Genomic DNA, 25,730 nt, shown 5'->3' with positions numbered 1-25,730 from the left:
CACCCCAGCCCTCTCCCACAGGGAGAGGGAGGGTTAATGCCTACTTAAACATTGTATTCAGTCTGTCTAATACCAACATCGCGCTGTAATAATCCAGGCGGAACGTCTCTGTTCCCAGCGCCCAGACGCGTTTGTTCTCCACCGCAGGCAGATGCGCCAGCAGCGGATTGGCGTAAATCGCGTCGACATCTTTCTGGTCACCGGCAAACACAAACAACCCTTCACCGTTCAGCCCCGTTGCCAGGTTTTCGCCGCCCAACTGGATGATGTCGTGGCGTTTACCCTGGCTTTTTGATGTGTGTAATCCGGCGGGCAATTCCGCCAGCGTAAAGCCTAGCTGGTGCAGCAGCTTGCCCTGAGCTGATTCACTCGTCCATAGGTTGGCGCTGTGCGCGGCGGCGGTGTAGACGATGGCGTTTACCGGTTGCGGCGGCAGCTTCATCTGCTGTTTCACCTGCGCGAGCTGTTTATCGAACGCCGCGATGCGCTCTGCGGCCTGCTTTTCCTGCCCGGTGATGGTGCCCAACTGCGTCAGCAGTTCCTGCCAGCTTTTATCGTCGTAATTGATCACCAGCGTCGGAGCAATGGCGGAGAGCTGGTCGTAGAGCGCCAGTGCAGAATCCCCGCCGGTGGCGCCGATCAAAATCAGATCCGGCATTTGCGCGGCGACCGCTTCGGCGCTGGGTTCCCCAATGTAAAGACGCGCAACGCTGCGCTGTTTCGCAATATCCCCCCACTGACGTAAAAAGCCCTGTGCATCTGCCACGCGGTTGTTGGGCGTGGTGGCGCCGCTGGCAACCACCGGGGCATCAATCGCCAGCAGGGAACCCGTTAACGTCACGCTGGTTGAGACAATACGCGCCGGTTTGCTCTCCAGGGTATGCACGCCACGGCTATCGGTGACCTGGCGCGGCCAGTCTGCGGCGGTGGCTGAGGTTAGTCCTAAAACAAAAAGTCCTGTTAAAAAAAGGGCATTGCGGCAAACGGCAGGGAATTTCACTGAGCGGCATCCTGTTTTTGTTGAAGATAATGCTTCTCATTTTCATGGTTGTAAGAAAGGGATGCAAGCGTTTGTCGCACAAGTATTTACCCGATGGTTGACAGCGGAGCGCTGTGGGATTAGGTTAGCCGACGAAAACATAAATGATAATCATTATTGCTTCTTTTATCATTTCAGGAGGATGATATGGATACGTCCCTGGCTGAGGAAGTTCAGCACACCGCGACCACGCTGCAATCAGACAGCTTTTTCTTTATGTCGCCTTACCGCAGCTTTACCACGTCCGGCTGTTTTGCCCGTTTCTCTGAATCTGCCGTCGGTGGTGATGATCTGACTGGCCACTTCCAGCAAAAATTAGCGCAGGCCTTCCGGGATGCAAAAGCCAGCGGTATCGCGCATCCGGTGATGGTGGGGGCTATTCCGTTCGATACCCGCAAACGGTCGTCACTGTTTATTCCACAACGCTGGCAGACCTTTTCCCGTCCTGCACGTCAGCAATCCGCTCGCTATTTTTCCGGCTCGCAGGCGCTGAAGGTGGAGCAACGCACCGAAATTCCCCCGCAGCCTGTTTTTGAAGAGATGGTCGCCCGCGCCGCCGCACTTACCGCCACACCTCAGGTGAACAAAGTGGTGCTCTCGCGCCTGATTGATATCGCGACCGATAACAACATTGATAGCGGTGCGCTGATGGAGCGTCTTATCGCCCAGAACCCGGCGAGCTTTAACTTCCATGTGCCGCTGGAAGAGGGGGGCGTGCTGCTGGGAGCAAGTCCGGAACTGTTGTTGCGAAAAGAGGGGGCGCATTTTAGCTCGCTCCCGCTGGCAGGCTCTGCGCGTCGTCAGCCCGACGATGTGCTTGACCGCGAGGCGGGCAATAAACTGCTCGCCTCTGAGAAGGATCGCCACGAACACGACCTGGTCACTCAGGCGATGAAAACTACTCTGGCGCCGCGCAGCCACCATCTCAGCATGCCTGATTCTCCGCAGTTGATCACGACACCCACGCTGTGGCATCTGGCGACGCCGGTGGAAGGTAACGCACGAGAAAACGAAAACGCCCTGAGCCTGGCCTGCCTGTTGCACCCGACCCCGGCACTGAGCGGGTTCCCGCATCAGGCGGCAAAAGAACTGATTGCCGAACTGGAGCCGTTCGATCGTGAACTGTTCGGCGGCATCGTCGGTTGGTGCGATAGCGAAGGTAACGGTGAATGGGTAGTGACCATCCGCTGCGCGCGTCTGCATGAGAAATCTGTTCGCCTGTTTGCCGGGGCGGGCATTGTGCCTGCTTCCTCCCCGGTGGGTGAGTGGCGCGAAACCGGTGTGAAGCTCTCCACCATGCTCAACGTTTTTGGTTTGCATTAAGGAATACTCATGATCATCCCCTTTACCCGATGGCCCGAGGAATTTGCCCGGCGCTACCGAGAAAAAGGCTACTGGCAGGATTTGCCCCTGACCCACATCCTGACGGATCGCGCGGATAGCGACGCGGTGGCGATTATCGACGGCGATCGTCGCATTACCTACCGCGTGTTTAATCAGGCGGTGAACAATCTTGCGTCGTCTTTACAGGCGCAGGGACTGCATCGCGGTGAAACGGCACTGGTTCAACTCGGTAACGTGGCCGAATTCTACATCACCTTTTTCGCGCTGCTGCAAATCGGCGTGGCTCCGGTTAACGCGCTCTTTAGCCATCAGCGCAGCGAGTTGAATGCTTATACCACGCAAATTAAACCCGCCGTACTGATCGCCGATCGCGACCATGCGCTTTTTACTGACGATGTGTTTCTCAATACCTTTACTGATGAACATCGCTCGGTCCGCGTCGTGCTGCTGCGTGGCGATAAAGGGGAACATGCGCTGGAAACGGCGATTGCGCGTCCGGCTGACAACTTCATCCCGAACCCGACGCCCGCCGACGAAGTTGCCTTCTTCCAGCTCTCCGGCGGCAGCACCGGCACGCCGAAGCTAATCCCGCGCACGCACAACGATTACGACTACAGCATCCGTCGTAGCAACGAGATCTGCGGCATTACCGCTGAAACCCGTTACCTGAACGCGCTGCCTGCGGCGCATAACTACGCCATGAGCTCGCCGGGATCGCTTGGCGTCTTCACGGCGGGTGGTTGTGTGGTGCTGGCGAACGATCCGAGCACCACGCTGTGCTTCCCGCTGATTGAACAGCATCAGATTACTGTCACCTCGCTGGTGCCACCCGCGGTCAGTCTCTGGCTACAGGCGATTGCCGAAGGAACCGGAAACACTCAACTGAAATCACTCACGCTGTTGCAGGTGGGGGGCGCACGGTTATCCGCTACGCTCGCCGCGCGTATTCCGGCTGAAATCGGTTGCCAGCTTCAGCAGGTGTTTGGCATGGCGGAAGGGCTGGTGAACTACACCGCCCTCGACGACTCCCCGGAACGCATCATCAACACTCAGGGACGTCCGATGTGTCCGGACGACGAAGTGTGGGTGGCTGATGAGCACGGTCATCCGCTGCCGCGCGGCGAAGTCGGGCGTTTGATGACCCGCGGGCCGTACACTTTCCGCGGCTATTTCAACAGCCCGGAACACAACGCCAGTGCCTTCGACGCCGACGGCTTTTACTGCTCCGGCGATCTGATCGCCATTGACGAACAGGGCTACATCACCGTGCAGGGGCGTGAGAAAGATCAGATCAACCGCGGCGGGGAGAAGATCGCCGCCGAAGAGATCGAAAACCTGCTGCTGCGCCACGAGGTGGTGATCCACGCTGCGCTGGTAAGCATGGAGGACAGCCTGCTTGGCGAAAAGAGCTGTGCGTATCTGGTGGTGAAACAGCCGCTGCGCGCGGTCGAAGTGCGCCGCTTCCTGCGTGAGCAGGGCGTCGCCGAATTCAAACTGCCGGACCGCGTGGAGAGCGTTGATGCGCTCCCGCTAACGCCTGTCGGTAAAGTCGATAAGAAACAGTTGCGCCTGTGGCTTGCTGAACGCGCCCGGGGCTAAGGAACAGAGTATGGCTATCCCAAAATTAACCGCCTATGCGCTACCAACCGCCGCAGAGCTGCCGACCAGTAAAGTGAACTGGGCGTTTGAGCCAGATCGTGCCGCGCTGTTGATCCACGATATGCAGGAGTACTTCCTGAACTTCTGGGGCGAAAACAGCACGATGATGCAGCAGGTGGTAGCGAATATCGCGAAACTTCGAGCGTACTGCAAAGAACATAACATCCCGGTGTATTACACCGCGCAGCCAAAAGAGCAGAGCGATGAAGACCGCGCCCTGTTGAACGACATATGGGGACCGGGTCTGACCCGTTCACCTGAGCAGCAGCGTATTGTGGCTGAGCTGGCGCCGGACGAAGCCGACACAGTGCTGGTAAAATGGCGTTACAGCGCCTTTCACCGTTCGCCGCTGGAGCAGATGCTGAAAGAAACGGGCCGCAACCAGCTGCTGATTACCGGCGTGTACGCCCACATCGGCTGCATGACCACCGCTACCGATGCCTTTATGCGCGACATCAAGCCGTTTTTTATTGCCGACGCGCTGGCGGATTTCACCCGCGACGAGCACCTGATGTCGCTCAACTATGTGGCGGGCCGCTCCGGGCGCGTGGTGATGACCAACGAGTTGCTGCCGTCGCTCCCGGTATCGAAAGCCGCGCTGCGTGACGTTATTCTGCCGCTGCTGGACGAATCCGATGAACCGATGGATGACGAAAATCTGATCGACTATGGCCTGGATTCGGTGCGCATGATGGCGCTGGCTGCCCGCTGGCGTAAAGTGCACGGCGACATTGACTTCGTGATGCTGGCAAAAAATCCAACCATCGATGCCTGGTGGACGCTACTTTCCCGCGAGGTGAAGTAATGGCGGGGTTCGATTTTAGCGGTAAAAGCGTCTGGGTGACGGGCGCAGGTAAGGGTATTGGTTATGCAACGGCACTGGCGTTTGTGGATGCCGGGGCTAAGGTCACGGGTTTCGACCTGGCCTTTCCACAGGGCGACTATCCGTTCGCCACTGAAAAGCTGGATGTGGCGGACGCCGAACAGGTGGCTGATGTTTGCGGACGCATGTTTGCAACCCTCGACCGCCTTGACGTGCTGGTGAATGCCGCCGGTATTCTGCGCATGGGGGCAACGGATCGGCTCTCACAGGAGGAGTGGCAGCAGACCTTTGCGGTTAACGTCGGCGGGGCGTTTAACCTGTTTCAGCAGACGATGGGACAGTTCCGTCGCCAGCAGGGCGGGGCAATTGTCACCGTTGCCTCTGATGCGGCGCACACGCCGCGCATCGGGATGAGTGCCTATGGTGCCTCGAAAGCCGCACTGAAAAGCCTGGCTCTGACCGTCGGGCTGGAACTGGCGGGCAGCGGCGTGCGCTGTAACCTGGTGTCGCCGGGCTCAACGGATACCGATATGCAGCGCACGCTGTGGAAAAGCGGCGATGCAGAGCAACAGCGCATTCGCGGCTTCGGCGAGCAATTTAAGCTTGGCATCCCGCTGGGTAAAATCGCCCGTCCGCAGGAGATTGCCAACACCATTCTGTTCCTGGCATCTGACTACGCTAGCCATATTACCTTGCAGGATATTGTGGTGGACGGCGGTTCCACGCTGGGGGCGTAATGATCTGGAAACGTCATTTATCGCTTGAGGCACTGAATGCCACCAGTCTGAACACCCTGGTGGCGCATCTGGGGATCGTTTATACCCGCCTCGGTGACGACACGCTGGAAGCCGAAATGCCGGTGGATGTGCGCACGCATCAGCCATTTGGCCTGCTGCACGGCGGTGCCTCAGCGGCGCTGGCCGAAACGCTGGGATCAATGGCCGGTTTTCTGATGACCCGCGCCGGGCAGAACGTGGTAGGAACCGAGTTGAATGCCACGCATCATCGCGCGGTGTCTCAGGGTAAGGTGCGTGGCGTGTGTCAGCCGCTGCATCTGGGGCGCTCCAGCCAGAGCTGGGAGATTGTAGTGTTCGACGAGCAGGGACGGCGCTGCTGTACCTACCGGTTGAGTACGATGGTATTGGGCTAAGCCATTCAACTGATAGTGATCGGCTTAACATTGTGATGTAAATGTCTGGTTTGACCACACATTATTGCGTTTCAAAGTTGTTAAATTTTTGCCGTTGTTCTAGAAACAAAATGTAACATCTTACTGTTTCACAACAACGGACAACAACTATGAACAACTCAGGGAAATACCTTATATGGGCAGGGCTCTCCGTTGTGGGAGCTTTTGCCCTGGGCTATATCGCCCTCAATCGGGGGGAACAGATCAATGCGCTCTGGATAGTCGTCGCCTCCGTCTGCATTTATCTGATCGCGTATCGTTTTTATGGCCGCTATATTGCTAAGAACGTTTTAGGCGTTGACGCTACGCGCATGACGCCTGCCGTCCGCCATAACGACGGGCTGGACTATGTGCCGACCGACAAAAAAGTGCTGTTCGGACACCATTTTGCGGCGATTGCCGGAGCGGGCCCGCTGGTGGGGCCGGTGCTGGCGGCGCAGATGGGCTATCTGCCGGGGATGATCTGGATCCTTGCCGGCGTGGTGCTGGCAGGGGCGGTGCAGGACTTTATGGTGCTGTTCGTCTCCACCCGTCGCGACGGGCGTTCACTGGGTGAACTGGTGAAAGAGGAGATGGGTGCAACCGCTGGGGTGATTGCGCTGGTGGCGACCTTTATGATCATGGTGATCATTCTGGCGGTGCTGGCGATGATCGTGGTGAAAGCGCTGACCCACAGCCCGTGGGGGACGTACACCGTCGCCTTCACCATTCCGCTGGCCATTTTCATGGGGATCTACATTCGTTACCTGCGTCCGGGACGTATTGGCGAAGTGTCGGTGATTGGTCTGGTGCTGCTGGTGTTCGCCATTATTTCCGGCGGCTGGGTGGCGGAAAGCCCAACCTGGGCACCGTTCTTCGACTTTACTGGCGTACAACTGACCTGGATGCTGGTGGGTTACGGGTTTGTGGCGGCGGTGCTGCCGGTGTGGCTGCTGCTGGCCCCACGAGATTACCTCTCTACATTCCTGAAAATTGGCACCATCGTTGGGCTGGCTATCGGCATTCTGATTATGCGCCCGACGCTGACCATGCCTGCGCTGACCAAATTTATTGACGGTACTGGTCCGGTCTGGACCGGCAATCTGTTCCCGTTCCTGTTTATTACCATCGCCTGTGGTGCGGTGTCTGGCTTCCACGCCCTGATTGCCTCCGGGACCACGCCGAAAATGCTTGCCAATGAAAATCAGGCCTGCCTGATTGGGTACGGCGGGATGCTGATGGAATCCTTCGTGGCGATCATGGCGCTGGTGTCTGCCTGTATTATCGATCCGGGCGTGTACTTTGCGATGAACAGCCCAATGGCGGTACTGGCACCAGCCGGAACCGTTGACGTGGTCGCCTCTGCGGCTCAGGTGGTGAGCGGCTGGGGCTTTGCCATTACGCCGGATACACTGACCAGTATTGCTAATGAAGTCGGCGAACAGTCGATTATTTCGCGTGCGGGCGGTGCACCAACGCTGGCAGTTGGTATGGCCTACATTCTGCACGGCGCACTGGGCGGGTTGATGGACGTGTCGTTCTGGTATCATTTCGCCATTCTGTTTGAAGCGCTGTTTATTCTTACCGCAGTAGATGCCGGTACCCGTGCAGCACGCTTTATGTTGCAGGACCTGCTGGGCGTTATCTCCCCGAACCTGAAACGGACTGATTCGTTACCGGCCAACCTGCTGGCAACGGCGCTGTGCGTGCTGGCGTGGGGCTATTTCCTGCATCAGGGCGTGGTGGATCCGCTGGGCGGGATTAACACCCTGTGGCCGCTGTTCGGTATCGCCAACCAGATGCTGGCAGGCATGGCGCTGATGCTCTGCGCGGTGGTACTGTTCAAGATGAAGCGCCAGCGTTATGCATGGGTGGCGTTGCTGCCAACGGCGTGGCTGCTGATTTGTACCCTGACGGCGGGCTGGCAGAAAGCCTTCAGCCCGGATAACAAAGTGGGCTTCCTGGCCATTGCCAACAAGTTCCAGGCGATGATCGACAGCGGTAAGATCCCGGCGCAGTATACGGAGTCTCAGCTGTCGCAACTGGTGTTTAACAACCGTCTGGATGCCGGGTTGACCATCTTCTTTATGGTGGTGGTCGTGGTGCTGGCGTTGTATTCTCTCAAAACCGCGCTGGCAGCGCTGAAAGAAGACAAGCCGACGGCGAAAGAGACGCCGTATGAGCCAATGCCTGAAAACCTGGAAGAGATTGTTACCCAGGCGAAAGGGGCGCATTAACCTGTGTGCCGGGTGGCGGTTTCGCCTTACCCGGCCTACTTTTCCTGTGAGATCTGAATTATGTTCGACACCCTTTCCAAAGCAGGTAAGTACCTGGGACAAGCCGCCAAAATGATGATTGGCGTGCCGGACTACGACAACTACGTCGAGCATATGCGCGTCACCCATCCCGACCAGACGCCGATGACCTACGAAGAATTTTTCCGCGATCGCCAGGATGCCCGCTACGGCGGCAAGGGCGGCGCGAAGTGCTGTTAACCCTCTTTCGGTAAATAGAGGCTGATTTGCTCCTGCTTGCAGCCATAAATTGCCGCGAGTTTTTCGCGGGTGCGTTTTTGCGGACGGGAGTCCAGCGCTTCCAGCTGTGACACAGCAGACTGGCTGATACCGAGTTTCTCTGCCACTTCCTGCTGGGATAACCCGCGGAGGATACGCCACGCGGCCTGCAGGCTGACGTTCTGCCAGGTCATGATGCTGCACACTTCTCCGGGCAATTCCACGTCATCCAGACTATCGTGTTCGACCTCAATATCCTCTAGATCGTCATCGGTTTCGTCGTCAATTTCTGACATCTGTAAGAGCATACGAAAATATTCGTGATAGGGAATAACGGCGTACTGCGTTTTCCCGTTATCGTCCTTGATTAGCTGTACAGCCATAGGTGGCACTCTCCTCATGCAGGTAAGTCGTTGAAGTTCTGCGCTTGACGGCCAAAACATAACAATGGTTGTCGGGATCGTCCCGAAGCGTATAGATGATGCGGTAATCGCCAACACGTAGTCGGAAATGATCTTCTGTCGCCGATATTTTTTTGATATCGGGCCGGGGAGCTGAACGGTCATCCAGCTCAGTAAGCTTTACCTCAATGCGTCGCTGATACCGCTCGTCAATCTTTGAAAACGCCTTCTTTGCACCATTGGACCAGACAATCTTCATCCGTACCTCCACTGTACGCCCACACAAAATATAAGGAAATAATAAGACTATTAGATAAATTCCGAATTTCTTATGGGGTACTGTAGAGCGGAGAAATAACGGGAGAAAGCGGCAAAACGCGAATCGTCGAAGCTGCTCGAAAAGGCCTCTGCCGGACGACAGAGGCTTGCATCATGTGTGCGATCAGGCGTTCAAACCGCCGTCAACATCCAGCCCTGTGCCGGAGATCTGTCCAGCTGCCGGGCTTGCCAGGAAGGTTACGGCGGCGGCAATGTCCTCAGGTTGACCGTAATGACCAATGGCAATCATCTGGCGCTGGGCTTCAGCCTGTTCACCGTCCTCGGGGTTCATATCGCTGTTTGTCGGGCCTGGATGGACAAGATTAACGGTAATCCCCCGTGGTCCCAGATCGCGGGCCAGTCCTCGGGTGAAAGAGTTGAGGGCGGATTTGGTCATGGCGTAAACGGCGATACCGGGCATCGCCACCCGGTTAGCGAGACAACTGCCGATATTGATAATGCGTCCGCCGTCGGACATATGCACCAGCGCTTCCTGAGTCGTGAGCACCACGCCACGAATATTGACGTTAATCATCGCGTCAATATCCGCAATCGTCAGGGCTTCCAGCGGGCCACCGCGCGCAATCCCGGCGTTGTTCACAAGGATATCCAGGCCTCCGAGGGTACGCGCCGCGTGAGTCACGGCCTCCTGAATGGCCTCGGCGCTGGCGCTGTCGGCCTGAACCGCCTCACAGCGCCGCCCAAGCGCTTGTATCTCACTGGCGACGGCATGGGCTTTATCATAGGATTTTTCATACGTAATAACTACATCGGCACCGGCGCGTGCCAGTGACAGCGCAATCGCACGACCCAATCCACGGCTGGCGCCGGTAACCAGCGCCCTCTTACCTGTTAAATCGATCTGCATGATGACCTCGTTGCGAAAGTGGTGAGAATCATCATTATGTATAGACGGTTCGGGAGATTAACGGCTGAAGGATTCCACCTTCTCAAACGCAGTGCGCAGAACTTCAGGCGTGAGCGTAACCGGCAAATAGTGAATCGACTCCACCGGACGCAGGGTATGAGCAATCACCTTGTCCAGCTCTTCACGGTTGTGGATATCCACTTCCAGCTCACGCAGCGTGGTTGGCAGATTAAAGCGCTGATACGCCGCCACCAGTTGCGCCAGCACATCGTCCTGGCCGAGAAGGGCACTTTGCACCAGAATGCCGTACGCCACTTTGGTGCCATGCAGATATTTTTCGGTTTGCGGTAACACGGTTAACCCGTTATGTACGGCATGCGCAGCCGCTACACGGGTATAGCGCTCGCCCAGACCGCCGACCATCCCACCACCGGCGATAATCGCGTCCACCACGTCCCTGAACGCCTGCGTCTGTTTACCGTGCTGCTGGTCAGCCAGCGCCTCTTCGCTGCGTTCCAGCAGTACGTCACGAATAGCCAGTGCGCCGTTGATCCCAAGACGCACGGTCAGCGGCAGGTTTTCAGGCTGTGGTGCCAGCACGACCGCTTCATACCATTTCGCCAGCGTATCGCCGATGCCCGCCAGCAGGTATTCCGCCGGAGCATTCAGGATGATTTTCGGCTCCACCAGCACCAGGAAATTGGCATCATCGAAGATTTCGAAATGCAGTGCCTGACCCGCATCGTTATACCAGACGGAAAGCGGCGTCCATGCGGCACAGGTGGCCGCGATGGTTGGAATGGCTACAACCGGCACACCCAGACGGCGCGCCACGGCTTTGGCGGTATCGAGCAACGCCCCGCCGCCAACGCCAATCACTACGCTGCGGTCATCGCCTGATTCATTCACCAGATGGTTAACATCCCGCTCGCTACAGTGGCCCTTAAACAACAGATGTTTTGCGCCCGCGGCGTTAAAACTCTCTGGCAGGAAAGGACGGGCTCCCTCAATGGCGCGTTCGCCGTAAATCCACACCGCGCGGGAAAGCTGCTCTGGGGTAAAGAAATCATTCAGATGCGCAAGGCTGCCGGGGTGTGAGAAGTAGTTCGCCGGGCCTGGAACGACGCGGATATCGGTATTGCTCATGGTGTTGTCCTTAATTTTAGGAAGCGCTAACCTGATGTTATGTCTGGACATCCAGATGGCTAATAATATTTTGCTTTATCTTATGCCTTTTCCGTCGTTGTCAGTCAACCGGAGCTGTGAAAAATTCAATAAATCAGAATATTAATGAAGGATTTAACGCGGATGGTTTCCAGTCGCCTTGAGATGCGCGGTATCAGCCTGGCCTTTTCTGGCTTTCAGGCGCTGTCGCGCGTGGATTTCACGCTGATCGGCGGAACCGTACACGCGCTGACCGGTGCTAATGGTGCAGGAAAATCGACGCTGATGGCGGTGTTGTGTGGGACGCACGATCATTATGAAGGCGAGATCTGCATAAACAACCAGCCGGTGACAATCCGCGAGCCGCTTGACGCCAAACGGTTGGGCATTCACCTGGTGCAGCAGGAAGTGGACGTGGCGCTGATCCCGGGCTTAAGCATTGCCGAGAACATCATGCTCGACCAGCTTGCACAGCCGGGACACCGCTACAACTGGCGGGATATCCGCCAGCAGGCAAAACAGGCGCTGGCGCAGTTGGATGTGGTGCTGGATGTACGCCGCTCAATCGATAGCTGCACCCTTGCTGAAAAACAACAAATTTTGCTGGCGCGCGCGCTGTCGCACCACTGCCGTTTTTTGATCCTCGACGAGCCAACCGCCCCGCTGGATACCCATGAAAGCGAGCGTCTGTTCACGGTGGTGAAACGCCTGCAGCAGCAGGGCATCGGCGTGGTGTTTATCTCCCATCGCATTCATGAACTGAAAGCTATCTGCGACACCTTAACGGTGCTGCGGGACGGCAAGCTGATTGAGTCAGGTCCGATGGCGGAGCTCAGCGGCGAAGCGATCGTCGAGAAAATGCTTGGTCACGAGCTGAGCGATATCTACCCGCCTGCGCGGCCTCCACACAGTGAAGAAACGCTGCTGCGGGTTGAGGGGTTGCACGATGAAGCGCTGCTGAAAGATATCTCCCTGCACCTGCGTAAAGGCGAAATTCTCGGCATTGCCGGGCTGGCGGGCGCAGGTAAGACCGAACTCTGCAAGGCGCTGTTTGGCGCCAGCAAAAGCCGCGTGGCGAGCGGTGAGCTGAATCATGAATCCTGGCAGCCGCGAGACCCGGCAGATTCGGTACTGCGCGGTCTGGCGCTGGTGCCGGAAGAACGACGCAAAGAGGGCATCTTTATTGATGAGCCGGTAAGCATGAATCTGTCGGTAACGGCGGATAACTCTTTTTCGCGCTGGAGCCTGTTTGGCCATCGCCAGGCGTGGCGCTGGGCGGAAGAGGTAATTGCCCGCGTAGGTGTACGAGCGCGCGGGCCGGGGCAGATGTTGCGCCGCTTGTCCGGTGGGAACCAGCAGAAGGTCGCCATCGGCAAGTGGCTACGCAATGACGCCAGCGTGCTGATATTCGACGAGCCGACCAAAGGCGTGGATGTGAAAGCCAAAACCGATCTGTTCCAGCTCATTGACGGGCTGGCTCGCGAGGGCAAAGGCGTCATTTATGCCTCCGGTGAATTTGCCGAGCTGGTGGGCTTGTGTGACCGCATCTGCGTGCTGTGGGACGGACGCATCGTGGCGGAAATCGCCGGGGCCGAGGCCCGCGAAGAGACACTACTTTATTATTCAACCGGAGGAACGGCGTCGTGAGCAAGGCCCTTTCAGTTAACGCGGCGGCGTCTGGCCGTCAGCAGATTTTCGATTTTCTCTACAAGTGGGGCATGCTGTTGACCGTTGTCGCGCTGGTGGCCGTCTTTGGCCTGGCGTCGGACAGCTTCCTTGACCCGAACAACATCATCAACATTCTGCGCTCGATTGCCATCGTGACGGTGATTGCCATTGGCGTGTCGATTTCGCTGACCATCGGCGGGTTTGATCTCTCCGTTGGGTCAACTGCGTCGCTGGCGAACGCACTGGTGATTTCGCTTTTCGTCTGGCACGGCTTCGGCACCACCGAGTCGATTCTGATCACCCTTGCGCTCTGTACGCTGGTCGGGCTGTTCAATGCCTTTCTGATCGTCATCCTGCGAATTCCGGACATGCTGGCTACGCTTGCCAGCCTGTTCGTGATTCAGGGTGTGGCGATGACCTACAGCTATGGCGGGTCGATCACTGAAAATATGGTGCTGCCGAGCGGCGACATGGCGGAAGGAACCATTCCGGCGTCGTTCAGCCTGCTGGGGCAGGTGCCAACCATCGTGATCATTATGCTGGTGGTGACCATTGTGGCCCAGCTTGGCCTTTCGCTGACCACCCACGGTCGCCGTATGTATGCCATCGGTGGCAACCCGGAAGCGGCGCGTCTCTCTGGAATTCGCACTACGCGCTACAAGGTGGCAGCCTACGTGATTGCCTCTTTGCTGGCTGGACTCGGCGGCATTTTGCTGGCGTCACGCATTGGCTCGTCGCAGGTAAATGCGGGCGGCGGCTATCTGATGGATGCGGTGGCGGCCGCGTGGATTGGGTTCTCGCTGGCAGGCTCCGGCAAACCGAACGCGCTCGGGACGCTGGTTGGGGCGGTGATCCTCGGCGTGCTGTCGAACGGCCTGGTGATGCTGTCGGTACCGTATTACGCCATGGACATTATAAAAGGGCTGGTGCTCGCCGTGGCGCTGGCGATTACCTACATACAAAAACGCTAACGATTTATAACAACACAACGGGATAACAGAATGAAAAAAATCGCACTCTCTTTGGTGGCATTGGGTTTATTGACTGCACTGCCTGGCTATGCGGCGACGCCGACGCCGGTTCCGGCAGCCATTGCGAACCACGAAGGCCCGATCCGCATTGCCGTGATCCGCAACCTCGGCTCAGACGACAACACTACCCAGTTTGTCGCCGGTGCCATTCAGGAAGGGAAAAAGCTTGGCTTTAAGGTCAGCACCTTTTTAAGTAACGGTGATGACGCCAAATTCCAGGATTTTGTGAACCAGGCGATTAGCCAGAAATATGACGGGATCATTCTTTCTCAGGGCCGCGATCCGTACGCGACGGCGTTAGTGAAGAAAGCGGTGGATGCCGGGATTAAGGTTTCGGTGTTTGATACCGCCGTTAATGGCGAGATCCCGGGCGTGACCGTCACCCAGCAGGATGATGCCTCCCTGACCAATCTCTCCTTCGGCCAACTGGCGAAAGATTTCAACGGCAAGGCCAACATCGTCAAGCTGTGGGTTGCCGGCTTCCCGCCGATGGAGCGCCGTCAGGCCGCTTATAAAGAACTGCAAAAGCAGTACCCGGATATCAAAGAGCTGGAGTCCATCGGCGCAGTGTCTTCTGACGTGCAGGGCGACACGGCCAACAAAGTGGGTGCGATTCTGGCGAAATACCCGAAAGGCAAAATCGACGCCATCTGGGGAACCTGGGATGCGTTCAGCCAGGGCGCATATAAGGCCCTGAAAGAGAATGGCCGCACCGAAATCAAACTCTACAGCATCGACATTTCTAACCAGGATCTCCAACTGATGCGTGAGCCGGGTAGCCCGTGGAAAGTGAGCGTGGCGGTGGATCCGAAGCTGATTGGCGCCACCAACGTGCGTCTGGTGGCGAACAAGATTGCCGGTGAAGCGACGCCAGCAACCTACGACTTCAAAGCTGCGGCGATCCCGCAGGCGCTGCTGACCGCCCAGCCGGGCGCGGTGAACGTGGCGTCTCTGGGGAAAATTATTCCGGGCTGGGGCCAGACCGAAGATTTTATCGCGCCGTGGTTTGCGACGCTGGAAGCGAAACATAAATGAGTGTGCTGCCCGCGCCTGAATACAGCCGCAATATGCGGCTGATTGGCCATAGCGACCAGGGCGGTCGCCCGGACGGCGTGCAGCTGATGGTGCATCGCGGTTTTGCCTATATTGGCCATATGGTGTCGCAAGGATTTTCGATTGTGGACGTGCGTGACCCGAAAAATCCAAAAGCCGCAGGCTACGTGCCTGCGCCGCCGGGCACCTGGAACGTTCATTTGCAGGCACATGACGACCTGCTGCTGGTGATTAACGCCCGCGATCTGTTTGCCGATGCCCGTTTCGCCGACGAGAAGATCTACTACACCCGTCAGGTGGGGGAAACCGTCAGCGATGTTCGGGATAAAGGCTGGAGCGCCGGGCTGCGGATATTTGATATCTCCACGCCGGACACGCCGCGCGAAATCGGTTTTCTGTCACTGAACGGTATCGGTATTCACCGCATCTGGTACGTCGGCGGGCGCTGGGCTTACGTCTCGGCGCTGATCGATGGTTTTACCGATTATATTTTCCTGACCATCGATCTGGCCGATCCGCGCAAGCCTGAGGTGGCGGGGCGCTGGTGGCTGCCGGGGATGAACCAGGCCGAAGGCGAGCAGCCGGAGTGGCCGGAAGGCAAACGCTACGCGTTGCACCACGCGATCATCGCCGGGGACACGGCCTACGGTAGCTGGCGTGATGGCGGGCTGACGTTGTTGGACGTGAAAGACCGCACCCAGCCGAAGCTGATTAGCCACCGTAACTGGAGCCCGCCGTTTGGTGGCGGCACCCACACTGCGCTGCCGTTGCCGGACCGCGATCTGCTGGTGGTGCTCGACGAAGCGGTGTTGGATAACCAGGAAGACGGTGAGAAGCTGATCTGGTTGTTTGATATTCGCGAGCCAGCGAACCCGGTGAGTATTTCGACCTTCCCGCAGCCGGATGAGATTGATTACGTGGCGAAAGGGGCGCACTTCGGCCCGCATAATCTGCATGAGAACCGGCCGGGGAGCTTTGTCAGCTCAACGCTGATTTTTGCCACGTATCAGAATGCGGGTGTGCGCGCGTATGATATTTCCAATCCGTACCGTCCGGTGGAAACCGGGGCTCTGGTGCCAGCGGCACCGGAGAGGATGATGGATACGCGGCCGAATCGCCCGCAGGTGATCCAGTCCTGCGATGTGTTTGTGGACGCGCAGGGAATTATCTACAGCACGGATTATAACGGCGGGTTGTCGGTGATTGAGTATCTGGGATGAGTATTCGCCCGGTGGCGCTTCGCTTACCGGGCCTACACGCGGATCGTAGGCCGGGTCAGGCGAAGCCGCCACCCGGCAAAAGCAATCAACTGTACTGACGTACTCGCGCCACCAGCTCTTCCACAGTGTCGATGCGCTCGGCAATCACAATCAGCGCTCTGCCAAGCGTAATGGCGTGGCGCAGACATTCGTGGCGCATAGCGTCGTCCTGAATGGTGTCGATATCTGCCACGTGCGAAAGCCCGACGCTGCGGCGAATCAGTTCAGTGCCGCAGAAGCCGATGGCATCTTTCCACACTTTTTTCAGGAATTCAGAGGCGTAGCCCGGTGCGCTCAGCGCGGCATCGCGCGTTTTCTCGTTTGCCAGCGCCTGGAAGCGTTCAGCGAAGGTCGTCCACAGCTCCTGAATATCCGTCAGACGCTGCTCCCGGGCGGCAGCGGCATCGCGAATACCCAGATGCCCAGGCAGGCCGCAGAAGTTCAGCAGCAGGTTGCCGATGGCGGTGCCGACATCAAAGCCAATCGGACCGAAGTAACCGAACTCGGCGTCGATGGCCTTCAGGCTACCGTCCGCCACGAAAATCGAGCCGCTGTGAATATCCCCGTGAAGCAGCGCTTCAGCGTGGGAGAAGAAACGGTGCTTGAGTGAGGCCACCGCGATTTTTAGCTGAGCATCGTCACGCAGAGCAGCAACGTCGTTTTCCAGCTCGGCAGGGTAGTTGTTGCGCTCGTGGATCTGGTACGGATCGTTGAAGAACAGATCTTCAGTGATTTCGCACATCTCCGGGTTAATGAACTTTGCCACCTGTGCTTTTTTATCGTGCGGGTGCAGATAGAAATCGCTGGTGTGGAACAGCGTGTGCGCGAGATATTCCCCCAGCTGGCGCGCGGCCTGCGGGTAGTAACGGTTATTAATCAACTCGCCGCGCCAGATGTTATGGCTGGAGAGATCTTCCATCACCATCACCGCCAGTGCCGGGTCGAAGTGGTGGATTTTCACGGTGTGCTGTGGGCTATGCTGGTAATGCTCGACGAGCGTTTGCGCTTCAAGACGGGCGCGATCCAGCGTCAGTGGCCAGGATTCGCCGACGCAGCGCACGTAAGGTAGTGCCTGCTTGACGATAATGCGGCTTACGCCTGCGGTATCAAAAATTTTGAACACCAGATTGAGGTTACCGTCGCCGACTTCCTGCGCTTCCACCAGTGAGGAGGGATCGTCAAGGCCGCCAAACTGCTTTGCATACTCCACGGCGTCCTGGGCGGTAAAGGTACGGTATTGCGACATTGCTGCTCCTCACGGGTTTGCTAATAAAGACATGTAGACGTCTATACTTCTGGATTTCATCCTGACACAATGTGCTACATCAACGCAACAGAGAATTAACGACATGCAGACATTACAGACGACCAGCCTGCGGGTGGCGGAAAATCAGCTATTTATTCTCGATCAGCAGGCGCTTCCGCAGGAGAAACGCTGGCTGGACGCCTCTACGGTAGAGTTGCTGGTGGGGCATATTCACGCCCTGCGGGTGCGCGGCGCGCCGCTGATTGGTCTCTCTGCAAGCCTGCTGCTGGCGCTGCTGGCTGAAAACGGCAAAAGTCGAGACGAACTGGCACTGGCACTGGAGACACTGCGCGCCTCCCGCCCGACTGCAGTCAACTTGATGAACAACCTCGACCGCATGAAGCTGGCGCTATGGCAGGAAGATTTTGTTTCGGCGCTGGTGGCGGAAGCGCTGCGTCTGATCGACGAAGATAAACAGCTTTGCGAGGCCATTGCGAAAGCCGGTAGTGCGTTGGTAAAACCCGGCAGCCGCCTGCTGACCCACTGCAACACCGGCGGGCTGGCAACGGCAGGCGTTGGTACGGCGCTTGGGGTGATTGCTCGTGCTCATCAGGAAGGTAAGATCAGCAACGTCTGGGTGGATGAAACGCGTCCTCTGTTGCAAGGCGGAAGGTTGACCGCATGGGAGCTGGGTGAGCTGGGGGTACCGTATCAGCTGATTACCGATTCCATGGCCGCGAGTCTGATGGCAAAAGGTCTGGTAGACGCCGTATGGGTAGGTGCAGACCGCATTGCCGCTAACGGTGACGTGGCGAACAAAATCGGCACTTACTCGCTGGCGGTGCTGGCGAAATTCCACGGCATTCCGTTCTACGTGGCCGCTCCGCAAACCACGCTCGACCCGGATTGCCCAAACGGCGAAGCTATCCCAATAGAACAGCGAGCCGCCAGCGAAGTGACGGGTGTCGCGGGAAGTTTTGGCGCGGTGCAGTGGGCACCGGAAAACGCACGGGTTTATAACCCGGCGTTTGACGTTACGCCTGCATCGCTTATTAGTGGATGGGTGCTGGATACCGGCGTAGTGATGCCAGAGGACGTGGCAAAGGGGCAATTTGCCTGAGCCTGGCTATCCTTTAAGGGTTTCCCTTTAGAGGACAGAATCGTGAAGCTTGATCCTAACACTGACCTAAAACTGGAACGCGTGGTGGATGCACCACGCGACCTGCTGTGGCTCTGCTGGACCACACCGGAACACATCAAAAATTTCTTTATCCCTGTCCCTCATAAAGTGACCGAATGCGACCTCGACCTGCGCGTGGGCGGACGGTTCAACACGGTCTTTGAGGTGGATGGACAACGGATGGATAACAAGGGCGTCTTTCTGGAGATCGACCCGGGCAGGAAACTGGTCTTCACCGATGGTTACACCGAGGACTGGAAACCGGCTGAAAAACCCTTTATGACAGCAATCCTGCTTCTGGAAGATGCGGGAGAGGGCAAAACCCGTTACACCGCGATTGCCCGCCATCCCACGGCGGAAATCCGTGAACAGCACGAGCAGATGGGCTTCCACCAAGGGTGGGGGATTGTGCTGGATCAGCTGGTGGCGTATGTGAAGGGGCTCAACACATAGTGCGCGCTGATGCCCTCACCCCGGCCCTCTCCCACAGGGAGAGGGAGTAAACTGCTGCGTCATGCGAGTTTCGGATACGCATCCGCAATGGCATCCCCGGTAAACTGTGCAATCCATCCCTCCGGGTTATCGAAAATACGGATCGCAGTAAAGTTCGGCTCTGAACCCATATCAAACCAGTGGGGCGTGCCAGCGGGTACGGAAATCAGGTCGTTTTTCTCGCACAGCACCTGATACACCTCATCGCCAATGTGCAGGCAGAACAGCCCAGCACCTTCCACGAAGAAACGCACTTCATCTTCGCCGTGGGTGTGTTCATTCAGGAACTTCGCGCGCAGCGCCTCTTTCTGCGGGTTGTCGGCGCGCAGGCTGATCACGTCCCAGCTCTGATAGCCTTTCTCCGCCACCAGCTTGTCGATGGCATGCTGATACGCCTCGATCACGGCTTCAGGTGCAGGGTCGCGGCCTAAATCACGATCCGCAGCCCAGCGTTCAAACCGCACGCCTTTGGCGTTGAGCTGTTGGGCGATCTCGTCTGCGTTGGTGCTGTGCCACTGGTGTTGACTGGCGTCTTTATCGGAATAAATGGTTAATGCGCTCATGAAGGGATCTGCTCCGGATTAATCTCGTCGAACTGGTGTACCTGATGGTGATGGCTTGCGCCGTCATCATCACCACGAATCAGTTGCAGGGTGCGAAAGCCTGCCTGTTCAGCGGCGTCCAGCTCCTGATGAATATCCGACAGGAACAGGATCTGCGACGGGGCAATACCCGTTTGCGTCGCAATGTTCTGATAAGACTGCACGTCGCGCTTGGCACCAATGTGGGTATCAAAATATCCGCTGAACAGATGAGTAATATCACCTTCGTCGCTGTAGCCAAATAACAGTTTCTGCGCAGCAACGGAGCCAGAGGAATAAACATAGAGATCAATGCCTTGTGCTTTCCATTTTTCCAGCGCAGGCAGCACGTCCGGGTAGAGATGGCCGGTAAAGTCACCGTTCACATAGCCGTCGTGCCAGATGATGCCCTGCAGGGCCTTCAGCGCAGTGGATTTGCGATCTTCATCCATAAAGGCAAACAGGGCCTCGATAAGCTCGCTGGTACTGGCATGCGGGTTGCTGATTTCATCACGCAGATTGTCCAGAATGGAGTTGACCGGCTCGGCGTACTGCTGGGCAGTCACGAAGGCCGCTAGCCGTTCACGCGCGTAGGGGAACAAAACATCGTGGACAAAACGGATATCGCTGGTGGTGCCTTCAATATCCGTCACAATTGCGCGAATCATACTCTCTCCAGTTGTCGTAAACGCATTTCGCATTCAAATAAGAATTCTAGCCCTTCCAGATGACGGCGGGCTTCTGCCACGTCACGTCCCCAGCAGGTTAAGCCATGGCCGCGCAGAAGAAAACCATAATTAAGCGGGCGTTCCTGAGCGTAATGGGCGATTCGTGAGGCGAGGGCGTCAATATCCTGGTCATTGTCAAATACCGGGATAGCGACGGTATCCAGATGCGAGGTCTGTCCGGTAAGGGATTTTTGCATCTCGAAACCGCTGATTTTCAGCTCGGCTTCTTTGACCAGGCGGGATAACACCGTGGCGTTGACGGTGTGGACATGCAGCACCGCGTTGGCCTCCGGGAACAGGCGGTAAATCAGCGTATGGAGGCCGGTTTCTGCTGACGGCTTACGGCCCGACGGTGCGCGATTGGTGGCAATTTCCACCTGCAAAAAATCGTCTGTGGTGAGGCCGCCTTTATCTTTGCCGGACTCACTGAGCCAGCAAAGCTGCGCATCCTGACGCACCGACATATTACCGCCGGTAGCAGGCGCCCAGCCTTTGGCACCAATCCAGCGGCAGGCATCGACCAGGTGTGTGAGTTGCAGGTTGTGTGTCATTTTCCTTTTGCCCTCCCGGACAGGAATATGGATATGGTTTAGACGTCTAAGCGTCTTGATTGCCAAAGACTAACATCGTGTTATAGTGGCAGCAACATAAGTATTACAAGCAGGCACACTACAATGAGCAACAACGCATTGATTCCGCAGAGTAAACTTCCCAATCTTGGCACCACCATCTTCACGCAGATGAGTGCGCTGGCGCAGCAACATAACGCCATTAATCTTTCGCAAGGGTTCCCGGATTTTGACGGCCCGGCTTTTCTGCAGGAACGTCTGGCGTACCATGTTGCACAGGGGGCGAATCAGTATGCGCCGATGACGGGCGTACAGGCGCTGCGGGACGCCATTGCGGACAAGACGGCCGAGTTATATGGCTATAAGCCCGATGCGGCCAGCGACATTACGGTAACCGCCGGGGCGACCGAAGCGCTGTATGCGGCTATTACTGCGCTGGTGCGTGCGGGCGATGAGGTTATCTGCTTTGACCCGAGCTACGACAGCTATGCGCCTGCGGTTGAACTTTCCGGCGGTGTGGTGAAACGTGTTGCGCTCCAGCCACCGCATTTCCGCCCAGACTGGCAGGCATTTGAGGGGCTGCTGAGCGAAAAAACTCGCCTGGTGATTCTGAATACACCGCATAACCCGTCTGCGACGGTGTGGCAGAAAGCCGACTTCGCGGCGCTGTGGCAGGCCATCGGCGACCGTGAAATTTACGTGCTGAGCGATGAAGTCTACGAGCACATCTGCTTTGCCGAAGAAGGACACGCCAGCGTGCTGGCCCATCCGCAGCTTCGCGAGCGGGCGATCGCTGTCTCGTCGTTCGGTAAAACTTACCATATGACAGGCTGGAAAGTGGGCTACTGCGTGGCACCGGCAGCCATCAGTGCTGAGTTACGTAAAGTGCACCAGTACCTGACGTTTGCGGTGAACACGCCAGCTCAACTGGCACTGGCGGATATGCTGCGAGCAGAACCAAAGCATTATCGGGATCTGCCCGATTTCTATCGTGAACGTCGGGATCTGTTTGTGAATGCGCTGAGTAAAAGCCGTCTGGAAATTTTACCGTCTGAAGGTACGTACTTCCTGCTGGCAGATTACAGTGCTATTTCGAATCTGGATGATGTGAGTTTCTGCCAGTGGTTGACAAAAGAAGTGGGTGTGGCAGCCATTCCTCTGTCGGTTTTCTGCGCCGATCCCTTCCCGCATAAACTTATCCGCCTTTGCTTCGCAAAGCAGGAATCGACGCTACTGGCGGCTGCAGAGCGCCTGAACACACTCTGATTATTTTACCGTCCAGGCTTCTGAGTAACGACGGTCTGCAAACAGTTCCAGCAGACCGTTGATTTGCTTGAGACGCAGGACCTCGTCGCTGTCCATACCGAGCTCTTTGCTAATTTTCTCATCATTCCAGCCAAGCTGTGCCAGTTCACGGACGATGTCTGACATGGCATTGATCTGGTGTCGACCACGCGCCCGGTTGTGACGAATGGTTGCGGCCATGCGGTTATTTTTATCCTGTCGGTCCTGGCGCAGGCAGGTGACGGGTAGGTATCCCTTGAGCTGATGCTTTAGTGCCGCCCGATGGGTGCCGATTTCATGGCGATGAAAACCATCCACGATTTCGTAGTGCTGCGGCTCACTTTCTGTTACCACGATAGGTTGGGTGAATCCATCAAGTTCCAGCGATTGACTGAGCAGCCGCTTTTCAGGAGGTGCAACATTATTGGGGTTGTAATCGTTGGCGGTAATCGCGTCCTGCCTGATCCAGAGGACACAGTCTATAGGTTGCTCGCGAAAAGGGCTGTTTCGATGTATTGCTTCACGAAATGCATTTATGGCATTAATTCGCTCCTCTTCGGGAAGTGACTGAAGATACGTTTCCATCTCGGTAATTATTCTTTGTCGCATAAAATGCCCCACTCCTTGCGTTTAGCCTTCATTCTGTCGCTGTAGCGTTGATAATATTTGGGCTTATTAGGGCTGAATGACAACGCCCTGCACCAGTAATCGTTATTGAGTAAAACCTTGCAGATACGTCGCCATGAAGGGATATCTCTGGAGCCGATATCACCGTCCTGCGTATCGGGAATATCGGCCATACCCCTCTTCTGATACCAGTGCAGGTAAATGGCGATTTTATTGCGGTAATGTTCTGCTGTATTTTGCGGCATGCTGTCGAGGAGCAGCATGGCATATTCGCGCCAGCAAAGGTGTTCGGGTTTGAGGATTTTCCTGTGACCATAAAAATGGTTATCGTGACCGGCATAGATCCCTCCGCTGCGCACGCCGCTCACCCGTTCACACATGGCCGCCCAGCGTTCAGGCTCAACAACATGGTAGAGCCACAACCCCTGGCGTTGCTCCGGGCCAAAGGGTTCACAGATGCGCATATAGCGAAGCGGCACCCCAGCCTGGAACATCAGGTCATAGAGCGGGTTATAACAACATCCCGATTCGGCGAACCAGGTCCAGATATCGGCGGTTTTCCAGTCGTAGAGAGGGTAGATATACCAGGCGTGTCCACCCGGTGCGACGCTCGTCCAGGGTTTATCATCTGCAAACCGCTGCTTACGTGCCGAAGCGATAGCCAGAAAACGGTTGTAAGACTCATCGGCGCGAATACCAATCAGCACGGCGGCCGGGCGATTGCATGAGTACCAGTCGGAGAAACAGCGGACAAAGGTCTCAAACGTCATTCCTGGCTGGTAGAAAGGAAAATAGTTGGGATCGGTTATCGCATCTTCTGGTGGCTGGCGAACCCAACGGGTACCGGGTTCCCAGCATTGCCATTCCGGCTGGAATTGTGACAGCGAATTTTGCGTTGTCAGGGGAAGCGCCACCCACCAGAAATGGTCAATAACATCGCTGTACAGTTCGCGCATATGTTCAACATGGGTGATGGTATGGGAAAATTGTGCTTCCCAGTCGATAAAGAGCACATCTATTTTGGTTTTCATCAGACGTGCCTGCCGGGCAACTAGATGAAGCATGACGGTGGAGTCTTTACCCCCCGAAAAAGAGACGCAGGTCCTGGGTAAATGCTCGAGAGTCCATTTTATTCGCTCCCGTGCGGCAGTGAGAACATCCTGATTCAGAGGGGACTTATAAATTGACATGGTTATTCTCATCCTGAGTAATAATTACCAGACGTTAGTATCAAGACTGGAGAAAGGATTGTATCAGTCAAAAAAATAAATGAATGTAAAAAATAATGCGTTTATTTATATAACGACGGTGTATGTTTTTGAAAGCTTGTGGCTCCGAATTTTGTGCCGAGGCCACGAAAAAACTCATGGTAAGGTTATTTCCTCAATGAAACTTGCGAATGCTGAGCTGTTTAACGCAGAGCGATTATACATCATGTAAATATCAACACCTGGGAATTGGATGTCAGTTTCGATTTTACGTAATTTCAGTGCGGAACCATATTGTTCGAAGGCCGGTGTGGGCGCTAACCCTATGAGGTCGGATGAACTGATCATCGACAGAAGCGATATAAAAGAGTCGCTGCGGTAGACAACATTTCTTTCGGTTAAAATGTTTTCGGCCTTTTCCTGGTAGTCTTTGACGCTGCTCTCATCGCTCAGGTAGGCGGTGAAATTTTCATTCAGAATCTCTTCACGCGTGGGATTTCCGCTCAAGCGGGGATGATCCTCCCGACAAACGAGCACAAAAGGCAGCTTATGGAAAAGGCTGGAGGCAATAGAGCGACTGCTGGAGGAGGCAAAAGAAAATATCAGGTCGGCTCTTCGGTAAGCGAGGAGATCTTCTGCGGAATCAGGCGCAAGAAAAACATCATGTAATTCAACAGAATAGTTGTACTTGTTCATGAGCAGTTTCATTGGCTCAAGCATGGTTTTGGTGCTCATAAACTGCGGGCAGTAAACGACAAAGTTCTTCTTCAACCCGCTGCTGTGCATGATATTGATGGTCTGCTCAAGCTGGTTCAGGTTCTGTTCCAGATGATGATGCAAATTGACGCCGACGGTCGTGGGCGTGATCCCTTTACCGGAACGGATAAACAGAGGATCGTTGAGTTGTCCTCGCAGGCGTTGCAGTGACTGACTCACGGCAGAGGGGGTGATATACAGCGTCTCGGCGGCTTTACTGATACTAAGATGTTGGTAAATGCACTCGAAAATGACTAACAGATTAAGATCGAATTTTTTAAGGTCGTAGAGGTTTGCCATGTTTCGTCCTGAGAATGCTGTGTTTGCTAGGGTTAGCACATCACTGATAACTATAGTTTGAAGTTAACCATTTACAATCCTTGTGGCTAACACTCTTAATTTTAATTTAAACGCATCTTAATATATCACGGTATCAGATTATTGAAATAGTGCTTCAAAGGTGATTAAGGTAATTTTATCTTGGAAGTTCAGGCGGTCGTTTTAAATAACAACTGTCATTTATAAATGACGATATTTTTATCACGAAAATAAATGTATGACGCGCCGGAATGATGTTAGGCGTAACCTATTGCAGCCATAGACAGGAATGTCGCTCTTATGGATTGCCCAATACCTGCACGGGTGGTGTAATCAAACCGCTGTTACTGCCTTGATATAAAGGGTTGTAGAGCGCAACGCAACGCCAGTTTCGGCTGGCACTGAATGTACCCGCGGGGAATTCAGGTATCAG

The 25,730-nt window shown here is 55.9% G+C and carries 26 protein-coding genes; 14 read left to right on the top strand and 12 right to left on the bottom strand.

Features of this window, described 5'->3' with window-relative positions:
* Positions 1-40: 40 nt before the first annotated feature.
* A complete protein-coding gene (fepB, locus tag JGF26_RS04595) occupies positions 41-1,000 on the bottom strand; it encodes a Fe2+-enterobactin ABC transporter substrate-binding protein (RefSeq protein WP_134707291.1) in 960 nt (319 codons plus the stop codon).
* Between the two features lie 186 nt (positions 1,001-1,186).
* Here fepB and entC point away from each other — a divergent pair, with 186 nt between their 5' ends.
* The 7 genes from entC to JGF26_RS04560 all read left to right on the top strand — a co-directional run bounded on the left by entC (position 1,187) and on the right by JGF26_RS04560 (position 8,528).
* Positions 1,187-2,362, top strand: a complete 1,176-nt coding sequence (gene entC / locus JGF26_RS04590; RefSeq protein WP_134707292.1) for an isochorismate synthase EntC — start codon at positions 1,187-1,189, stop codon at positions 2,360-2,362.
* A 12-nt stretch (positions 2,363-2,374) separates the two neighbouring features.
* Positions 2,375-3,982 (top strand): (2,3-dihydroxybenzoyl)adenylate synthase EntE, encoded by a 1,608-nt coding sequence (gene entE / locus JGF26_RS04585; RefSeq protein ID WP_134707632.1) that lies wholly within the window; start codon positions 2,375-2,377, stop codon positions 3,980-3,982.
* A gap of 10 nt (positions 3,983-3,992) precedes the next feature.
* Positions 3,993-4,847: an isochorismatase gene (locus tag JGF26_RS04580; protein WP_134707293.1), complete on the top strand. Its 855-nt coding sequence runs from the start codon at positions 3,993-3,995 to the stop codon at positions 4,845-4,847.
* The gene (gene entA / locus JGF26_RS04575) at positions 4,847-5,602 is read left to right on the top strand and encodes a 2,3-dihydro-2,3-dihydroxybenzoate dehydrogenase EntA (RefSeq protein WP_134707294.1); all 756 of its coding nucleotides are present in this window, start codon (positions 4,847-4,849) and stop codon (positions 5,600-5,602) included. Before JGF26_RS04580 ends, entA begins: the two co-directional genes overlap by 1 nt.
* Entirely contained in the window at positions 5,602-6,015 is a 414-nt protein-coding gene (entH, locus tag JGF26_RS04570; protein WP_134707295.1) for a proofreading thioesterase EntH, read from the top strand. The genes entA and entH overlap by 1 nt, the downstream gene beginning before the upstream one ends.
* A 149-nt stretch (positions 6,016-6,164) precedes the next feature.
* Complete coding sequence (gene cstA, locus JGF26_RS04565) at positions 6,165-8,270, top strand: pyruvate/proton symporter CstA (protein WP_028019508.1); 2,106 nt, start codon at positions 6,165-6,167, stop codon at positions 8,268-8,270.
* 60 nt (positions 8,271-8,330) lie between these two features.
* The gene (locus JGF26_RS04560) at positions 8,331-8,528 is read left to right on the top strand and encodes a YbdD/YjiX family protein (RefSeq protein ID WP_006177086.1); all 198 of its coding nucleotides are present in this window, start codon (positions 8,331-8,333) and stop codon (positions 8,526-8,528) included.
* On the opposite strand, the gene JGF26_RS04555 is transcribed toward JGF26_RS04560, so the two are convergent.
* From JGF26_RS04555 to JGF26_RS04540, 4 genes are all read right to left on the bottom strand, one after another.
* Positions 8,525-8,929, bottom strand: a complete 405-nt coding sequence (locus JGF26_RS04555) for a helix-turn-helix transcriptional regulator (RefSeq protein WP_045909615.1) — start codon at positions 8,927-8,929, stop codon at positions 8,525-8,527. The genes JGF26_RS04560 and JGF26_RS04555 overlap by 4 nt on opposite strands.
* Entirely contained in the window at positions 8,901-9,206 is a 306-nt protein-coding gene (locus tag JGF26_RS04550) for a type II toxin-antitoxin system RelE/ParE family toxin (RefSeq protein ID WP_134707296.1), read from the bottom strand. The genes JGF26_RS04555 and JGF26_RS04550 overlap by 29 nt, the downstream gene beginning before the upstream one ends.
* Before the next feature lie 183 nt (positions 9,207-9,389).
* Positions 9,390-10,133: a 3-oxoacyl-ACP reductase family protein gene (locus tag JGF26_RS04545; protein WP_049008033.1), complete on the bottom strand. Its 744-nt coding sequence runs from the start codon at positions 10,131-10,133 to the stop codon at positions 9,390-9,392.
* A gap of 57 nt (positions 10,134-10,190) precedes the next feature.
* The gene (locus JGF26_RS04540) at positions 10,191-11,279 is read right to left on the bottom strand and encodes an oxidoreductase (protein WP_134707297.1); all 1,089 of its coding nucleotides are present in this window, start codon (positions 11,277-11,279) and stop codon (positions 10,191-10,193) included.
* 162 nt (positions 11,280-11,441) lie between these two features.
* Here JGF26_RS04540 and JGF26_RS04535 point away from each other — a divergent pair, with 162 nt between their 5' ends.
* From JGF26_RS04535 to JGF26_RS04520, 4 genes are read left to right on the top strand one after another with little or no spacing between them, the layout of a single operon-like run.
* Positions 11,442-12,944, top strand: coding sequence for a sugar ABC transporter ATP-binding protein (locus JGF26_RS04535; protein WP_108090616.1), 1,503 nt, complete (start codon positions 11,442-11,444; stop codon positions 12,942-12,944).
* Positions 12,941-13,936 (top strand): ABC transporter permease, encoded by a 996-nt coding sequence (locus JGF26_RS04530; RefSeq protein WP_028019502.1) that lies wholly within the window; start codon positions 12,941-12,943, stop codon positions 13,934-13,936. The genes JGF26_RS04535 and JGF26_RS04530 overlap by 4 nt, the downstream gene beginning before the upstream one ends.
* Positions 13,937-13,966: 30 nt before the next feature.
* Positions 13,967-15,031, top strand: coding sequence for a sugar ABC transporter substrate-binding protein (locus tag JGF26_RS04525; RefSeq protein WP_049008038.1), 1,065 nt, complete (start codon positions 13,967-13,969; stop codon positions 15,029-15,031).
* Complete coding sequence (locus tag JGF26_RS04520; RefSeq protein ID WP_134707298.1) at positions 15,028-16,269, top strand: LVIVD repeat-containing protein; 1,242 nt, start codon at positions 15,028-15,030, stop codon at positions 16,267-16,269. The genes JGF26_RS04525 and JGF26_RS04520 overlap by 4 nt, the downstream gene beginning before the upstream one ends.
* 85 nt (positions 16,270-16,354) lie before the next feature.
* On the opposite strand, the gene mtnK is transcribed toward JGF26_RS04520, so the two are convergent.
* Positions 16,355-17,554 carry an S-methyl-5-thioribose kinase gene (gene mtnK, locus JGF26_RS04515; RefSeq protein ID WP_134707299.1) on the bottom strand — a complete coding sequence of 400 codons (1,200 nt, stop codon included), beginning with the start codon at positions 17,552-17,554 and terminating at the stop codon, positions 16,355-16,357.
* 103 nt (positions 17,555-17,657) lie between these two features.
* Between mtnK and mtnA the strand changes: the two genes are divergently transcribed.
* A complete protein-coding gene (gene mtnA / locus JGF26_RS04510) occupies positions 17,658-18,674 on the top strand; it encodes an S-methyl-5-thioribose-1-phosphate isomerase (RefSeq protein ID WP_128347791.1) in 1,017 nt (338 codons plus the stop codon).
* A 42-nt stretch (positions 18,675-18,716) separates the two neighbouring features.
* On the top strand, positions 18,717-19,187 hold the full coding sequence (locus JGF26_RS04505) for an SRPBCC family protein (RefSeq protein WP_134707300.1): 471 nt from the start codon (positions 18,717-18,719) through the stop codon (positions 19,185-19,187).
* A gap of 59 nt (positions 19,188-19,246) precedes the next feature.
* Here JGF26_RS04505 and JGF26_RS04500 read toward each other — a convergent pair whose 3' ends face one another.
* From JGF26_RS04500 to JGF26_RS04490, 3 genes are read right to left on the bottom strand one after another with little or no spacing between them, the layout of a single operon-like run.
* Entirely contained in the window at positions 19,247-19,789 is a 543-nt protein-coding gene (locus JGF26_RS04500; protein WP_129323580.1) for an acireductone dioxygenase, read from the bottom strand.
* Positions 19,786-20,475, bottom strand: a complete 690-nt coding sequence (gene mtnC, locus JGF26_RS04495) for an acireductone synthase (RefSeq protein WP_028019495.1) — start codon at positions 20,473-20,475, stop codon at positions 19,786-19,788. Before mtnC ends, JGF26_RS04500 begins: the two co-directional genes overlap by 4 nt.
* Entirely contained in the window at positions 20,472-21,086 is a 615-nt protein-coding gene (locus JGF26_RS04490; protein WP_128347794.1) for a methylthioribulose 1-phosphate dehydratase, read from the bottom strand. Before JGF26_RS04490 ends, mtnC begins: the two co-directional genes overlap by 4 nt.
* Positions 21,087-21,209: 123 nt before the next feature.
* On the opposite strand from JGF26_RS04490, the gene JGF26_RS04485 reads away from it, so the two are divergent.
* Positions 21,210-22,370 (top strand): pyridoxal phosphate-dependent aminotransferase, encoded by a 1,161-nt coding sequence (locus JGF26_RS04485; RefSeq protein WP_128347795.1) that lies wholly within the window; start codon positions 21,210-21,212, stop codon positions 22,368-22,370.
* Here the strand turns inward: JGF26_RS04485 and JGF26_RS04480 are convergent, their stop codons facing one another.
* From JGF26_RS04480 to JGF26_RS04470, 3 genes are all read right to left on the bottom strand, one after another.
* Positions 22,371-22,997, bottom strand: coding sequence for a ParB/RepB/Spo0J family partition protein (locus JGF26_RS04480; RefSeq protein ID WP_028019492.1), 627 nt, complete (start codon positions 22,995-22,997; stop codon positions 22,371-22,373). It lies immediately after the preceding gene.
* Positions 22,982-24,205 carry a phosphoadenosine phosphosulfate reductase gene (locus JGF26_RS04475; RefSeq protein WP_134707301.1) on the bottom strand — a complete coding sequence of 408 codons (1,224 nt, stop codon included), beginning with the start codon at positions 24,203-24,205 and terminating at the stop codon, positions 22,982-22,984. Before JGF26_RS04475 ends, JGF26_RS04480 begins: the two co-directional genes overlap by 16 nt.
* A gap of 174 nt (positions 24,206-24,379) precedes the next feature.
* Positions 24,380-25,279 carry a LysR family transcriptional regulator gene (locus tag JGF26_RS04470; protein ID WP_134707302.1) on the bottom strand — a complete coding sequence of 300 codons (900 nt, stop codon included), beginning with the start codon at positions 25,277-25,279 and terminating at the stop codon, positions 24,380-24,382.
* Between the last annotated feature and the right edge of the window lie 451 nt (positions 25,280-25,730).

This window comes from Enterobacter sp. E1 (genome assembly GCF_016809815.1).
Classification (GTDB): Bacteria; Pseudomonadota; Gammaproteobacteria; order Enterobacterales; family Enterobacteriaceae; genus Enterobacter; species Enterobacter adelaidei.
This window is presented reverse-complemented; position numbering and strand designations above follow the sequence as displayed.

Bases quoted from the DNA above. Each gene is read 5' to 3' on its own strand.
- JGF26_RS04550 (WP_134707296.1), bottom strand. From the start codon at position 9,206: ATGAAGATTGTCTGGTCCAATGGTGCAAAGAAGGCGTTTTCAAAGATT.
- JGF26_RS04545 (WP_049008033.1), bottom strand. From the start codon at position 10,133: ATGCAGATCGATTTAACAGGTAAGAGGGCGCTGGTTACCGGCGCCAGC.
- JGF26_RS04525 (WP_049008038.1), top strand. From the start codon at position 13,967: ATGAAAAAAATCGCACTCTCTTTGGTGGCATTGGGTTTATTGACTGCA.
- JGF26_RS04480 (WP_028019492.1), bottom strand. From the start codon at position 22,997: ATGCGACAAAGAATAATTACCGAGATGGAAACGTATCTTCAGTCACTT.
- JGF26_RS04500 (WP_129323580.1), bottom strand. From the start codon at position 19,789: ATGAGCGCATTAACCATTTATTCCGATAAAGACGCCAGTCAACACCAG.
- mtnA (WP_128347791.1), top strand. From the start codon at position 17,658: ATGCAGACATTACAGACGACCAGCCTGCGGGTGGCGGAAAATCAGCTA.
- JGF26_RS04485 (WP_128347795.1), top strand. From the start codon at position 21,210: ATGAGCAACAACGCATTGATTCCGCAGAGTAAACTTCCCAATCTTGGC.
- JGF26_RS04555 (WP_045909615.1), bottom strand. From the start codon at position 8,929: ATGGCTGTACAGCTAATCAAGGACGATAACGGGAAAACGCAGTACGCC.
- mtnC (WP_028019495.1), bottom strand. From the start codon at position 20,475: ATGATTCGCGCAATTGTGACGGATATTGAAGGCACCACCAGCGATATC.
- JGF26_RS04475 (WP_134707301.1), bottom strand. From the start codon at position 24,205: ATGTCAATTTATAAGTCCCCTCTGAATCAGGATGTTCTCACTGCCGCA.
- JGF26_RS04470 (WP_134707302.1), bottom strand. From the start codon at position 25,279: ATGGCAAACCTCTACGACCTTAAAAAATTCGATCTTAATCTGTTAGTC.
- mtnK (WP_134707299.1), bottom strand. From the start codon at position 17,554: ATGTCGCAATACCGTACCTTTACCGCCCAGGACGCCGTGGAGTATGCA.
- JGF26_RS04540 (WP_134707297.1), bottom strand. From the start codon at position 11,279: ATGAGCAATACCGATATCCGCGTCGTTCCAGGCCCGGCGAACTACTTC.
- entC (WP_134707292.1), top strand. From the start codon at position 1,187: ATGGATACGTCCCTGGCTGAGGAAGTTCAGCACACCGCGACCACGCTG.
- JGF26_RS04490 (WP_128347794.1), bottom strand. From the start codon at position 21,086: ATGACACACAACCTGCAACTCACACACCTGGTCGATGCCTGCCGCTGG.
- JGF26_RS04580 (WP_134707293.1), top strand. From the start codon at position 3,993: ATGGCTATCCCAAAATTAACCGCCTATGCGCTACCAACCGCCGCAGAG.
- entH (WP_134707295.1), top strand. From the start codon at position 5,602: ATGATCTGGAAACGTCATTTATCGCTTGAGGCACTGAATGCCACCAGT.
- entA (WP_134707294.1), top strand. From the start codon at position 4,847: ATGGCGGGGTTCGATTTTAGCGGTAAAAGCGTCTGGGTGACGGGCGCA.
- JGF26_RS04560 (WP_006177086.1), top strand. From the start codon at position 8,331: ATGTTCGACACCCTTTCCAAAGCAGGTAAGTACCTGGGACAAGCCGCC.
- cstA (WP_028019508.1), top strand. From the start codon at position 6,165: ATGAACAACTCAGGGAAATACCTTATATGGGCAGGGCTCTCCGTTGTG.
- JGF26_RS04535 (WP_108090616.1), top strand. From the start codon at position 11,442: ATGGTTTCCAGTCGCCTTGAGATGCGCGGTATCAGCCTGGCCTTTTCT.
- JGF26_RS04520 (WP_134707298.1), top strand. From the start codon at position 15,028: ATGAGTGTGCTGCCCGCGCCTGAATACAGCCGCAATATGCGGCTGATT.